12 protein-coding genes and 1 pseudogene are annotated in these 12,912 nt (G+C 46.7%); 4 read left to right on the forward strand and 9 right to left on the reverse strand.

Features of this window, described 5'->3' with window-relative positions; genetic code table 11:
- The first annotated feature begins 68 nt into the window (after window positions 1-68).
- A complete protein-coding gene (locus BLO31_RS14770) occupies window positions 69-539 on the forward strand; it encodes an ATP-dependent Lon protease (RefSeq protein WP_070968217.1) in 471 nt (156 codons plus the stop codon).
- A gap of 250 nt (window positions 540-789) precedes the next feature.
- Here the strand turns inward: BLO31_RS14770 and BLO31_RS14775 are convergent.
- Window positions 790-2,979 (reverse strand): annotated as a pseudogene (locus tag BLO31_RS14775) (Tex family protein); the annotation flags it as partial.
- A 238-nt stretch (window positions 2,980-3,217) separates the two neighbouring features.
- Between BLO31_RS14775 and BLO31_RS14780 the strand changes: the two are divergent.
- Window positions 3,218-5,077, forward strand: coding sequence for an ATP-dependent zinc protease family protein (locus BLO31_RS14780; protein WP_070968220.1), 1,860 nt, complete (start codon window positions 3,218-3,220; stop codon window positions 5,075-5,077).
- 22 nt (window positions 5,078-5,099) lie between these two features.
- Here BLO31_RS14780 and greB read toward each other — a convergent pair whose 3' ends face one another.
- Window positions 5,100-5,579 (reverse strand): transcription elongation factor GreB, encoded by a 480-nt coding sequence (gene greB, locus BLO31_RS14785; protein WP_070968314.1) that lies wholly within the window; start codon window positions 5,577-5,579, stop codon window positions 5,100-5,102.
- Between the two features lie 183 nt (window positions 5,580-5,762).
- Between greB and ompR the strand changes: the two genes are divergently transcribed.
- Complete coding sequence (gene ompR, locus BLO31_RS14790) at window positions 5,763-6,482, forward strand: osmolarity response regulator transcription factor OmpR (protein WP_070968223.1); 720 nt, start codon at window positions 5,763-5,765, stop codon at window positions 6,480-6,482.
- Between the two features lie 78 nt (window positions 6,483-6,560).
- Entirely contained in the window at window positions 6,561-7,874 is a 1,314-nt protein-coding gene (gene envZ, locus BLO31_RS14795; RefSeq protein WP_070968226.1) for a two-component system sensor histidine kinase EnvZ, read from the forward strand.
- Between the two features lie 4 nt (window positions 7,875-7,878).
- On the opposite strand, the gene BLO31_RS14800 is transcribed toward envZ, so the two are convergent.
- Genes BLO31_RS14800 through gspH form a run of 7 tightly spaced genes read right to left on the reverse strand, consistent with a single transcriptional unit; the run spans window position 7,879 to window position 12,907 of the window.
- Window positions 7,879-8,640, reverse strand: a complete 762-nt coding sequence (locus BLO31_RS14800; protein WP_070968229.1) for a type II secretion system protein N — start codon at window positions 8,638-8,640, stop codon at window positions 7,879-7,881.
- A gap of 4 nt (window positions 8,641-8,644) precedes the next feature.
- Window positions 8,645-9,136: a type II secretion system protein M gene (locus BLO31_RS14805; protein WP_070968232.1), complete on the reverse strand. Its 492-nt coding sequence runs from the start codon at window positions 9,134-9,136 to the stop codon at window positions 8,645-8,647.
- A complete protein-coding gene (gene gspL, locus BLO31_RS14810) occupies window positions 9,133-10,365 on the reverse strand; it encodes a type II secretion system protein GspL (RefSeq protein ID WP_070968235.1) in 1,233 nt (410 codons plus the stop codon). The genes BLO31_RS14805 and gspL overlap by 4 nt, the downstream gene beginning before the upstream one ends.
- Window positions 10,334-11,350 carry a type II secretion system minor pseudopilin GspK gene (gene gspK / locus BLO31_RS14815; protein WP_070968240.1) on the reverse strand — a complete coding sequence of 339 codons (1,017 nt, stop codon included), beginning with the start codon at window positions 11,348-11,350 and terminating at the stop codon, window positions 10,334-10,336. Before gspK ends, gspL begins: the two co-directional genes overlap by 32 nt.
- The gene (gene gspJ, locus BLO31_RS14820; RefSeq protein ID WP_070968243.1) at window positions 11,340-12,002 is read right to left on the reverse strand and encodes a type II secretion system minor pseudopilin GspJ; all 663 of its coding nucleotides are present in this window, start codon (window positions 12,000-12,002) and stop codon (window positions 11,340-11,342) included. The genes gspK and gspJ overlap by 11 nt, the downstream gene beginning before the upstream one ends.
- On the reverse strand, window positions 11,989-12,342 hold the full coding sequence (gene gspI / locus BLO31_RS14825; protein WP_070968247.1) for a type II secretion system minor pseudopilin GspI: 354 nt from the start codon (window positions 12,340-12,342) through the stop codon (window positions 11,989-11,991). The genes gspJ and gspI overlap by 14 nt, the downstream gene beginning before the upstream one ends.
- Complete coding sequence (gspH, locus tag BLO31_RS14830) at window positions 12,329-12,907, reverse strand: type II secretion system minor pseudopilin GspH (protein ID WP_070968251.1); 579 nt, start codon at window positions 12,905-12,907, stop codon at window positions 12,329-12,331. The genes gspI and gspH overlap by 14 nt, the downstream gene beginning before the upstream one ends.
- Window positions 12,908-12,912 lie beyond the last annotated feature (5 nt).

A 12,912-nucleotide genomic window follows, 5' to 3' on the forward strand; every position in this document is an offset into this window, starting at 1 on the left:
ACAAATTAACCAGTCAGGAAGCGCATAGCCATCCGACTGGCTCGGGCGATACTGAGGAGGTCTCGACTATGATCGTGTCACCTACTAACGTTAGTGTGCCACTTATCGCCCCATCGGTTAATGTGCAAACGGAACAGGCAGCAAGGGACAATAAAGTCCGTGAGCCCGTTGCTCCGACTGTTGCATTAGCGAAGAGTCATGCTGAGCGTAAGGTGAAAGCCGATGATAAGCGTAGAAAGCAGCCCTCTTGGGATCCGTCCGAGCACCCTGGCTATGAGACGGAGCATGACCCAGGAATACGCAGCGCTAATCAAGAAGAGTCTCAAAACAAGTTGGAAAGACTGTTCGGTCTGCTGGCACTCGAAAGTTACAGTAAAAAACAGGGAACCGGCTACGCGATGCGCTTTCGGATACCGAAGCGTATAATCGATGCAGCGATAACAGAAGGCAAAATGGCGCGACGGCGTACCGTAATAAAATATCATTACGGCCATGCTGTAGCACCCAATGTCCCTTCGGAAGTCATTGCGGTGTTGTAGTATCCGCAAAATAGTCACTGCTATTTTTTGGATAATGCCGAGAAAACAAAACACCCACTTAATCCTAAGTGGGTGTTTTTATATCTGCCGTTTGGCGGTTTTATGGACTTAACGCCAAAACGTTATCGTTTCGCCTTTGCGAACGCAGCGGCAAATGCACCACCCATTGCGCCGTTATTTGGCTCATTCGACGTGCGTTTCTTAGCGTGCTTATTTGGAGTTTGGCGCTGCCCATTGGCAGGTCGACTAGTGCGCTGAGCCTGACCCGGTTCATCGCTTAGGCGCATTGAAAGACCGATCCGCTTGCGCTGAACATCGACTTCCATCACTTTCACTTTTACGACATCACCAGCTTTTACCACATCTCTTGGATCGGAAACAAAGCGATCAGACAGAGCAGAGATGTGAACAAGACCATCTTGATGTACGCCAATATCGACAAACGCACCAAAGTTGGCCACATTAGACACCACACCTTCCAAAACCATACCTGGTTCTAGATCGGAAACTCGATTAACACCTTCGGCAAACGCCGCCGTTTTAAACTCAGGTCGAGGATCGCGACCCGGTTTATCCAACTCTTTGATAATATCCGTCACTGTCGGCACACCAAACTCTTCATCGGTATAATCGACCGCCTTAAGCCCACTTAAAAACTGGCTATCACCGATTAGAGTCTTCACTGCCTTACCGTTTTTTTCTGCGATATTTTTTACAACAGGGTAAGCTTCTGGATGCACCGCAGAAGAATCAAGTGGGTTCTTTCCGTCCATGATGCGCAAAAATCCCGCACATTGTTCAAACGCTTTTGGCCCCAACCTCGCCACTTTCTTGAGCGTGGTTCTGGTTTCAAATCGGCCATTCACATCTCGATAATCGACGACGTTTTGCGCAATCGTGGTAGACAGTCCGGCAACTCTGGTCAGCAAAGCCGCAGAGGCGGTGTTTACATCCACGCCCACCGCATTCACACAGTCTTCAACTACCGCATCCAAGCGCTTGGCCAACATAGACTGACTCACGTCATGCTGATACTGTCCGACACCAATGGACTTAGGATCAATTTTCACCAGTTCAGCCAGCGGATCTTGAAGGCGTCGAGCGATAGAGACTGCGCCGCGAAGCGAAACATCCAGTTGCGGAAACTCTTTTGCAGCGAGTTCGGAAGCCGAATAAACAGAAGCTCCAGCCTCACTTACCATAATTTTCTGGCACTTGAGATTACCGCGCTTGATAACATCAGCCACAAAGCTATCGGTTTCTCTCGAAGCGGTACCATTACCAATCGCAACGAGGTCAACCTCATGTTTGCGAATCAACTTCTCAACCACTTGTGCTGCTTTATCATATTGGTTTTGCGGAGGATGCGGATAGATGGTTTCCGTCGCCAACACTTTACCTGTCGCATCCACCACGGCAATTTTACTTCCCGTTCTCAAACCGGGATCAAGACCTAGTGTTGCCTTAGGTCCAGCCGGAGCCGCCATCAGCAGGTCTTTAAGATTGGTCGCAAATACTTCAATAGCTTCGATTTCAGCCCGCTCTTTCATTGCTCCCATCAATTCGGTTTCCATATGCATGGAAACCTTAATACGCCAAGCCCAACTAATGACTTGCTTACGCCAGCCGTCAGCGGGAGCGTCACTAAGTGATACCGAATAGTGGTCTGCGATAAGCGTTTCGCAATGGGATTGCGCGCACCTTCTTCGACTTGCGGATCGGCGTTAAGCGCCAGAGATAGGATGCCTTCATTGCGTCCGCGAAGCATAGCTAATGCACGGTGAGAAGGGATTTTGCTGATTGACTCATTGTGCTCAAAATAGTCTTTAAACTTTTCACCTTCGCCCTCTTTACCATCAATAACCCGCGCATTTATTTCCGCGTGTTGGTTAAGGTAACGACGAATTTTAGCCAGTAGATCCGCATCTTCGGCAATGCGTTCCATAACAATAGCTCGTGCCCCATCTAACGCCGCCTTGCTGTCAACAATGCCATTTTCTGCATTTACGTATTGGCTTGCCTCTGTTTCTGGTTCGTGTTCTGGGTGATTCCACAGCTTATCCGCTAGAGGTTCTAGGCCTGCTTCAATGGCAATCTGTCCCTTTGTGCGACGCTTGGGTTTGTAGGGTAGATAAAGATCTTCCAAGCGAGTTTTGCTGTCTGCACTTTCAATTGCATTTTCCAGTTCAGGTGTGAGCTTTCCTTGTTCGCCGATGGATTTCAATATGGTGTTTTTGCGCTCGTCTAACTCTCTTAAATAGAGCAACCGAGAGTCCAAGCTTCGCAACTGGGTATCATCCAGACCACCGGTGGCTTCTTTGCGGTAGCGAGCAATAAATGGGACTGTATTACCATCATCAATTAAAGTCACTGCGGCAACAACTTGATCAGCTCGAACATTTAGTTCGCTGGCGATTTTCTGACAGATAGCTTTGCTCATCCGTGTATTCTCTTTATTGGTTTGTTCAAACCTAAGCTCAAACAAGGTTTCTGATATACAGAGTAAATTGGGGCCATCGGTTCGATTTGCAATGTTTTTGTCGCATTAGACAGAGTTTTCTGCCGAGTAATTGGACATAGGTAAAGTTTCTGTCAAAACTGGCTATAAACCTCGAACCAAGTCAGCGGCATGGAATCCAACTCCATTCAAACGTGTCTCAGGTCAAACGGATATCTAAATGAAGAAAGCCACTCTTATCTGTACTCTTCTCAGCTCAATGTTTTCTGCTGGATACAGTATTGCGACGCCCATCCCCGGCACAACACAATATCCTGTCTACACATTAGACGATAAGCTAGTACTGGGCAGGATTGAAAGTGTCTACTACTCTCAAGTTGACGCACTTAGCGACGCGGCTTTTACTGCCAAAATTGATACTGGTGCGGATACAACTTCAATTCACGCTGACGACATTCACGTGTTCAGCCAACACCCCTCTTACCAGCACCTAAAAGACGATGAACTAATGTCTGCTGTTGTCGAAGCGCTCGGAGGAACCAAAACCCGCTGGGCAGAAGATGCGTTTTCTCCCTTTCAGCTCTATGTCCGATTTTCATTGCAACACCCTCACTCGGGAGAGCTAATTGCCATTGAGGACGAGTTGGAACGCGTTGCCGCGATTAAAAGTCGTTCATCTGAGCACCCTATATTCAGGCCGGTAGTCAGTATGCCTTTAACCATTGCTGGCAAAGAGGTAGAGACAGAGTTAAACCTCACCAATAGAGAACAATTTACCGCCCCAGTTCTGATTGGCAAAACCTTCTTGCGCAACAATGCATGGGTGATGTCCGGTTATGATTACTTACAAGAGCAAAACCATGCGACCGTCATTAGCAACAAAGAGCGCGTTTCTATACAAGGACTCGAACAGGCGGTTGGTGTCTCTTTGTCTAACCGATATACCAGTGTACACGGGACCAATATAGAATTAGATAAAGAGGCGCGAACCGTCTCGTTTGAACTAGAGTCCCCCAATAAAAAGGGGCAGAAAATCACCTTACCTTGGCTAAAACAAATCACTTTAAGTGGTCGTTCGTACCCCTTAGTTACCATCCCAGTTCAGCTGCCCGACGGTCATACTCAACAGTGGCAAGCTTACGTAAAAGACCGAAGCCGTAGTCCCTACCAAATCTATTTGGGGCGAGAAACGTTAAACAAACATTTTGTGGTCGATACCCGAGGACACCACCTTTTAGATAGCAATACCGTCAGTTACAAGGCGCGAATTCAAGACCAGCCGGCGGTCGCGTCTCCTATTGAAAATGTCACCATCGACGGCATCGCAATGATTGCTGAGCCTTCTTTTGTTGTGAAAACCCCCATCCTTAAAGTGACCGATTTTGAAATTATTGAAAAGGGCAAGCAGGACGAAGTGGTCTATTACCTAAGGGATAAACATGGCAAAGAGACCAGACAAGTTAAGCCCGTGATAAAGAAACTAAGAGTTGCGGGCTCGCTAAGGCCAGTCGTTGAGGGAAAATTTGAAGTAGGCGACCACACCTTTACACGAGAGTTTGCCTTAGAAGTATTAGCCGAAGATGAAAAGCAGCCCTACTTTATCGTTGGTGAAAAAATGGCAAAAAACGGCTTACTGATCAATACGCGAACCGAACACTTGCTAGAAAGCTACCCCCTCTTTCGCGCCGGACATATCGAAATGGCCGAGGTTGAAGGCTTAGAATTTCCCGTCAAACTAGATACCGGCGCCGATGTGAGTTCCTTGCACGCGGAATCTATTAAGCACTTTGAAAAAAACGGGACACCTATGGTCACCTTTACTTATCGCAATAAAGACGGCGATAGTAAAGAGTTCACCAGAGAAGTCGTCGACAGCATGCGCATCAAGGCTCGCCAAGGTGAAAAGGCCAATGAAAGACCCGTGGTTGAAATGAGGGTATCTCTAGGAGAAGTGACTAAGACCATAAGAGTCAACCTGCAAGATCGCTCTAACTTTGACTACAGCATGATCTTAGGTAAAAACTTTTTGCGTTACGGCGCGTTAGTGAGCAGTGAAGATAAATACCTACTGGGCAAATAGCCCAGTAGTCCCCTTAGTGGCGTTACTGAGGTTGGTAGCGAATTGCGTTTACAAACCACTCTTTCTCACCTTCAGGGGTTCTTACCACAAACTCTTCATCAACTTCTTTTTTCAACAGAGCCCGTGCCATCGGAGAGTCAATGGAAATGTAACCCTTGGCGTCACCATAAATTTCATCAGGGCCGACAATTCTAAACTCTAGAATGTCTCCACCTTCGTTTTCGATCTCAACCCAAGCGCCAAAAAACACTTTGCCTTCTTGCTGCGGCGCATAGTCAACAACATTAACCTGCTCCAATCTCTTGCGCAGATATCTTACCCGACGATCAATTTCTCTCAGTCGCTTTTTGTTGTACTGGTAATCTGCGTTTTCTGAACGGTCACCCAAGCTAGCAGCCCAAGTTACCTTTTTAGTCACTTCTGGTCTTTCTTCTCTCCACAAGAAATCGAGTTCTTTTTTGAGACGGTCATAACCTTCACGAGTTATTAAGTTTGTTTTCATATTGTTAGTATTATTAAATTGAGTCAGGACGTTTTTTAGTAACCTCGCACGGCAAGTTTTTCGAGTATACACTAGCTATAAAGGTAATAAACGTTAACAATTCTTTGAAACATATTGTTCTGAACAGTGTTACATTTTAGGCGCCCGAATAGCGTAGGGGCGTATTGAAGAGGTGGTTCACACATGCAAGAAAATCATAAAGTCCTAGTGGTCGATGACGATGCACGTTTGCGTGCACTTTTAGAACGTTATCTTTCGGAACAGGGATTCCAAGTCCGAAGTGTGGCCAACAGTGAGCAAATGGATCGACTGTTAACTCGTGAGACCTTCCACCTGATGGTGCTCGACCTAATGTTACCAGGTGAAGACGGGCTATCTATCTGTCGTCGACTGCGCAATGCAAACAATATGTTACCTATTCTAATGCTGACGGCTAAAGGCGATGAAATCGATCGTATCGTCGGTCTAGAGGTAGGAGCTGATGATTATCTACCCAAGCCATTTAACCCGAGAGAATTACTCGCTCGTATAAAGGCTGTTTTAAGACGTCAGACAATTGAGCTACCGGGAGCACCAAGCTCCGAAGAGTCGCTTATCGAATTTGGTGAGTTTAGGCTAAACCTTGGCACCCGTGAAATGTTCCGAGGTGAAGAGCCCATGCCTTTGACTTCTGGTGAGTTCGCCGTACTTAAAGCATTGGTGACCAACGCAAGAGAGCCTATGTCACGCGACAAGCTGATGAATATGGCAAGAGGTCGCGAATACTCAGCAATGGAACGTTCTATCGACGTGCAAATTTCGCGTCTACGTCGCATGCTAGAGGTCGACCCCAGCAAGCCAAGGTATATTCAAACCGTGTGGGGATTAGGTTATGTCTTTGTCCCCGACGGCAAAGAAGCTTAATCTCGCCAAAAGGCTCCTTTATCCTTATGATAGTGGAGCCTTTTTTAATATCTTTTCCTTATAAGATCGGAAGCCACTATGCGCATTCGCAGTTCATTTACTCAGTCTATTCTTCTGTTTTTAACCTTGCTGGTTGCCAGTCAAGTTTACTCTTACTACGCCGTGTTTAACTACGCGCTTATGCCGAGCCTACAGCAGTTTAATAAGATTCTTAGTCATGAGATTAACCTGATGTTAGATGATACAGCGCACATGGAAGCAGGGCTGGAAATGGATGCGCCACTAAGGCGAAGAGTTTTAGAGCAACTCGGCGTCACCATCCATTCACCTGAGAGCGAGATAGCCGAAGAGTATTATCGGGCACTTACCATAGACTTAATGAGTGAGGAGATGACTCATGAGTTCAGCTCTCCGACTGAAGCGCGCATGGTTATGGGGGAAGACAGCTACATACTTTGGCTGAAGATTGATTCTTTACCCGACTCTTTAATAAGAATTCCCTTGTCCGAACTACAAGAAGAAGATTTCACCCCTCTCTTTCGAAATAGTTTAATAGCGGCATTGTGTATTATTGCCGGAGGTTGGTTGTTTATTCGATTGCAAAATCGACCGCTCACCGCTTTGGAAAAGGCCGCTAAAGGGGTAGGTCGAGGAGAGATCCCACCACCACTTCCTGAAAAAGGCGCATCAGAAATTCGCTCTGTTACCCGTGCGTTCAATCAGATGTCAAAAGGCATACAAGAACTCGAAGAAGATCGAGCCTTGCTAATGGCTGGTATTAGTCATGATTTGCGCACCCCACTCACTCGCATACGCTTAGCGACTGAAATGATGTCTCCAGAAGACAGCTATTTGGCAGAAGGTATTATCAGTGATACCGAAGAGTGTAACGAGATCATCAGTCAATTTATGGACTACCTAAAACCGGTCAATGCCATGTCCTTTGAAGAGGTATCTCTCAATCAGTTGGCCAATGACGTCTCAGTCGCAGAAGGGGTCAGTGATGTCTCTATCGAAGCGCAACTCAACACATCCATGAAAGAAGCGTTTGGCAACCCGATTGCGATTAAAAGGGCCATTACCAACTTGGTGGTCAATGCGGTTAGATACGGCAATGGCTGGGTAAAGATTAGTACGGGAATGACCGCCGATAATCAACTGGCGTGGGTATGTGTCGAAGACAATGGCCCAGGAATAGACAAGAGTCAGATTGCTAAGCTGTTTGAACCCTTCACTAGAGGTGATACAGCCAGAGGCAGTGAAGGCACTGGGTTGGGGCTGGCTATCGTTAAAAGAATCGTAAGCCAGCATCACGGTTCTGTTGTTGTTAACAACCGAAGTGAAGGTGGCTTACGAGTGCAAATCAGTTTTCCAACCTCTTCACAGCGATAAGCGTTTATAAGCGCCCTTGAAAATTGAACTGATAGCGATCGTTTTGCTGAGCATAAGAGAGCCAGCTTAGTTGGCTTTCTAATGGTGCGGGGAATTGACTTTCAGGTTTAAACCAAGCGGTAAGCGCGTACTGGCGGTTGGCATCCAAAGATAAAGTAAGACCACTACTCACTTGCTCGCTCGCTTGTTGACCTACCACCGATATCACACTGTCTGCACAATTGAAGTCAGCGACAATCGCCCCTGTGTCTAACTGCGCTATAGGGGTACCTATCCCAGAAGTGTTGATAACCAGTGAGCCTTCACCTATTGAACAGTAAGGCATACTATACACCCACTCTTGAATGCTAAGCTCCACATTGCCATTGACCACTACAGGGATCGGCGATGGTGGAAGTAATGATTCGATAGTTTTCAGCGGTAAAGAGGCATTAAAACCGTCCACGTAAGCACCTGACATACCCACACCCAAATTACCTCGACCCGACAAACCTAAACTACTGCCTCTTCCAAACCGAACCTCAGTTTCAAACTTAGCCGCAAATAGCGCCTTTGGAGTCCATTGCCAGTTCACTTCTCCAAAAGAGTAGTGTTGCCAGCGAACAGAAGCAGCCTGGCCGTTCCATATCGTCCCACTTATACCGCTGATTTCCAGCTCTGGGGGAAGTGAAATATTGTTGACGACCACTCTCGCTGGTAAGTGGGCAAGACCGCTGATAACAAACGTAAGGAGTAATAAAAACCCAACTAAAACTTTACTTTTCACTCAACTATCCTTGGCTCAACTGCAGGCGTTTCACCTCAACCATGCCATCTCGTTCTGTTCTTACCAAATCCATAAACACCACTTGTACACCGTGCTGTTCTTCTAAATAGGTAATCCAGTCTACAAACTGATTAAAAGGGGTCGCTTTCACCCATACTTGAAACTCTTCACCCCTTGGCTGAATTCGAATCAAATCGATATGAAAACGACGAGTACTTTCAGGGATGAGTTGGTTGAGTGGCTTAGTCGCAACCGGAGCGCCTGATGTAGCACGCAGTGAACTGATTCGTTGCGCCGATTCACTCACCCAAGTGAGTAGACGCTTTTCGGCTTGCAGTTGAGTTTCCGCTTGCTGTGCGCGCTCTTGCAACGGTGCCACTATGCCCCAGTACAAACTGCTCACGAGTAATACCACTCCACCCGCGGTTAGTAAGTTGCGTTCACGCATAGTCAGGCCTAACCACCAGCTCAGAAACTGCTCTTTCAAAGCTTTCATTGATTCTCCTCCACGCCTTTACGCTTAAGGACAAAGCTGCCATTGACCAACTCTCCAGAGCGGTTGAGCTGCCCCTGCTGCACGACAAAGTTCGCTTCAAGAGCATTTTTTGCTTTGTTGAACGTGTCGAAGTCTTTGCTTTGAGCCTGTAATCGAACTTCGCCGCGATTTGCATCATACGTCAAGTTGGTTAAATTCAGAGCGGGGGCTTTGTTCAAAGCAGAGGGTAAATCACTTAACCAAGTCAACATTGAAGTTTCACCACTGTTACCCGACAAACGACTTTCTTCCCTTTGCATCTCTCGCTTTAAGTAACTCACCGTAGGAATGCGTTGCTTACCTACCAAGACAGTACGAAAAATCCTTTCGCTTTCGGCTCGATAACTTTCTGCTTGCTGTTCAAATGTTCGAATTTGCATCCATTGATGGGTAAGCAATACCGCTAGGAACAGCGTTCCTGCAGCGATTGCACTGCGCCAAACCGTCCAGTGTTTTGCAGCAGAAGACTTCGCCTTGTATCGCCCCGTGAGAAGGTTTACCTTATTTTTCACCGCTCCCATTGCAAGCAGCTCCATCACGAGTATAGGCTCACCTTGCTGCCATTCTTGCTCTTCAGCTAATTCGATAGAAGGAAGGGGAGTGTATGCCGTTAACGGTAAAAAGATTTCATCTTGTTTAACCCAATCCGATTGAGCAATCATGGGCAACCACTCTTTGGCAACCACAAGCCCTGTATTCTCGCTTTTTTTAACTAGCCATTCACCAGCAATTTCCACGGCTGAGATTCTCTCATTTAATGACGGTAGAGCGATTATATCGGGCATCACGCGTGATACTTCTATACCGACCTGTGAAAAGCTTGCTTGCACACGCTCAAGCCAAGCGTGTTCAACCGCACATACATCCGCGAACCCACCCTGTTTTTTCAAAACAGTGAAATGAAGTGCTTCAACATCTTGAGCAATATCGTCTTCGACGATATAGGGCAGCATATTTTCAAATTGTCTTTGGCTTCCTACGGGTATCTCAACTCGGCTTAAAAACAGATCAGCACTATTGAGTAAGACTACGGTCTGCCGCCCACTTGAATAAGCAGATAACTCACTGAGATCAGAAACAGAAGCGATCTCGCCACTGCCTATCACCTGCTGTTCTCCCTCAGACCACGCCACCCACTGGCACGCATTGTCTTGACGGTTACTCAGACGAACGATCAGATATTCGTTCACCAATTCCTCCAAAGCGTCGGCGTATCACTGACGCATTTTCTCTATTATCACTGTGCAGTAAGCTTCGCACTCTTACACGTGCATCATTAACCAAGACCTCAATATCCAATTCGAAGTAACGGCTATCTACTGACAGGTATGGTTTTACTTTCTGCTTGTTTTCATTTGTTATTTGGCTAAGAGCTGCTTCCGCTAAGAAACTGTCAACACTATCCCACCCGTCATAGGGTCTGTTTTCTAGAATGCTTTTCGCGTCACTTGAACTCAAATCAGGATAAAACATGGCTGACAATAGCTCCGCACGATCTTCGTCCAGAGTATTGACGTTCATTCTCCAGTCTAACGTTGGTAGCGCACAAATATAGGGGTCAATAACACTCATTATTTCCCCCGATACCTCTTGTACTGCTCTCAATTCACTGCTATCTGCCAACATGGTATTTGCTGCCACATAGGCAGGGGACAAAGACTCGTAGTAACTGTCTTCAACCCCAGAAACTGTATTTACCGTCGTATTGCTATCGACAAATTCCCACACTGATTGGCTGATTATCTCTGCTGCGTAGTTTTCCACTTCCAGCTCTTCCATCAAAGCCTGAAACACCGCCAACGGATAGGGCTGTTGATTGCTATTACTCGGTGGTTCAATACCGTGGAAAACATTTAAGTTTAAGCACGACTGTTTGTCAGAAATAGCCCCCCTGATGGTTCCATGATCCAAAGGATAGGTTTGCTCTTCCAGCGCCCAAGGCTGAGACATGTTTACCGTATCACTGTCTCGATAGCTCTGCTCTATAGCCACTTTGGCTAGTGATTCAACACCCACGGAATACCAATAAGCCTGTTGGTAATCCAGTTGGTTTGTCGAACGTCTAAACTGAGAAAAAAGGCGCTCTGACATAGTAGCCGCAATAGCTGCCATTACAGCAATCAAAAGCAAGATGACAATCAGGGCAACCCCGTTCTGCTTTTTGTTAGCTGCCATCACTGTCCCCCTGATCTTGCTGAATCTGCCCTGCAGGTACCAGATAGACTCTTTCGATTACTCCATAATCTTCAAGCTCTAGGCGAAGCTCCACCGCCTTTGGCAGTCGATTTTCATGTTCTGGATTGTCTTCACCCCATTTTTCAGTCCACTGGTTACCATCGTTAAAGCGCATGCTAAAGTCTGTCACTTTATCAACCAGTGGGAACACTATAGGCTCCTGTGCAACGGTAGTATCAGGGTAACGCCACCAAACTCGTTCCAACACATTGTCTCTCATGCGGTAGCCAACTTTGGTTACTTCACCGCGTGGAAACTGCTGCGCTGGATTTTGCCAGCCTGTTCTGACAAACATCAGTCCATATGAATCGGAGTCCAATAAGTTTTCTTTCCATTGAACTAACTGCTTTGTTGGCTCTTCACCATTCGTTCGATATTGGCGCACAGCCATTTGCCTAAAGTCGTTATCGAGGTAGACAAACGCCCGCTGGAGACCCTTTATGCGTTCACTTCGATCAGCGGAAAGTTCATTGCTTCTCTGAACCTGATTCACAACTTGGTACGCGCCCAAACTCAACGAGGCAAAAATAGCAATGGCTATCAAAACCTCAATAAGCGAGAAGCCCTGTTGTCGAGTTTTACTTGCCGACATAGCTTCTTACCGTTATCACTGGACTAGAGTCCGCGCTTGTAGCCACCGAAACATCAAAGCCTTGCAACAGGTCACCTACCGTCTCGACAGGAACCACTGTCCAATACCATTTCCTTCCGGCCATCTCTTCCATGCCGTTACGCTTTGCGACGGAACCTTTAAGGTGCACTAAAGCAAGTTGGTTGTCCGCCACCATGGATGCAAAAGTTTTCTCTTCCAAAAAACTCAGCGTATTGATGTGCTGTGTCACTGAACGGATGGTTGCGACTGCCGCTATCGAAAAGATAAATAGAGCAAACATAACTTCGATTAAGGTAAAGCCTTTTTTAACTCTCTTCATCAGACTCCCCCGGAGCAAGCAGCAGGATAGCCCCGTTTTCTTTTACCACCAGCGTCCACGTTTGTTCGGTTTCATCATCTAACACGAACTTATATCGGAAGGGAGTCAGCTCACCACTCGATAAAATAAACACTTGTGGAGGAAGCGGCTTTTTATCCTCTTCATATTCCGCAAACATCTGCTCGTCGAACAATGACCCCGGTTTAAACAAGCGGTCGCTATCCCACTGGTTGCTTCCCAATACGAGTTCGCCTTTCAACGCTTCTGGAAAGTCTGTTTTGGCAGGAATTTTATCAAGTTCAAGTGGCGACCACCCCGATGAATCACGCAACATCAACTGGTAGAAGCGCCCCTTTTCATCAAATCGAACCCCATAGTCTCGGCCGCTGAGCAAGGCCTCTTCGTTAAGAAGCTGAACCTTTTGATAAAGTCCTTGTGCGATGTGTTTCGTCGCGTCTTTATCACTCACCGGAAACGTAGAGATCACCGCTACTGAAGTTAAAGAGATCAAAACCAAAACAAGTAAGATCTCAATTAATGTAAAGCCTCGGTGACCCACTTTCATCTCTC

It is taken from the genome of Vibrio sonorensis (assembly GCF_001854765.1).
Lineage (GTDB): Bacteria > Pseudomonadota > Gammaproteobacteria > Enterobacterales > Vibrionaceae > Vibrio > Vibrio sonorensis.

Bases quoted from the DNA above. Each gene is read 5' to 3' on its own strand.
- gspH (WP_070968251.1), bottom strand. From the start codon at position 12,907: ATGAAAGTGGGTCACCGAGGCTTTACATTAATTGAGATCTTACTTGTT.
- BLO31_RS14805 (WP_070968232.1), bottom strand. From the start codon at position 9,136: ATGAAAGCTTTGAAAGAGCAGTTTCTGAGCTGGTGGTTAGGCCTGACT.
- BLO31_RS14780 (WP_070968220.1), top strand. From the start codon at position 3,218: ATGAAGAAAGCCACTCTTATCTGTACTCTTCTCAGCTCAATGTTTTCT.
- greB (WP_070968314.1), bottom strand. From the start codon at position 5,579: ATGAAAACAAACTTAATAACTCGTGAAGGTTATGACCGTCTCAAAAAA.
- ompR (WP_070968223.1), top strand. From the start codon at position 5,763: ATGCAAGAAAATCATAAAGTCCTAGTGGTCGATGACGATGCACGTTTG.
- gspJ (WP_070968243.1), bottom strand. From the start codon at position 12,002: ATGTCGGCAAGTAAAACTCGACAACAGGGCTTCTCGCTTATTGAGGTT.
- BLO31_RS14770 (WP_070968217.1), top strand. From the start codon at position 69: ATGATCGTGTCACCTACTAACGTTAGTGTGCCACTTATCGCCCCATCG.
- gspK (WP_070968240.1), bottom strand. From the start codon at position 11,350: ATGGCAGCTAACAAAAAGCAGAACGGGGTTGCCCTGATTGTCATCTTG.
- envZ (WP_070968226.1), top strand. From the start codon at position 6,561: ATGCGCATTCGCAGTTCATTTACTCAGTCTATTCTTCTGTTTTTAACC.
- gspI (WP_070968247.1), bottom strand. From the start codon at position 12,342: ATGAAGAGAGTTAAAAAAGGCTTTACCTTAATCGAAGTTATGTTTGCT.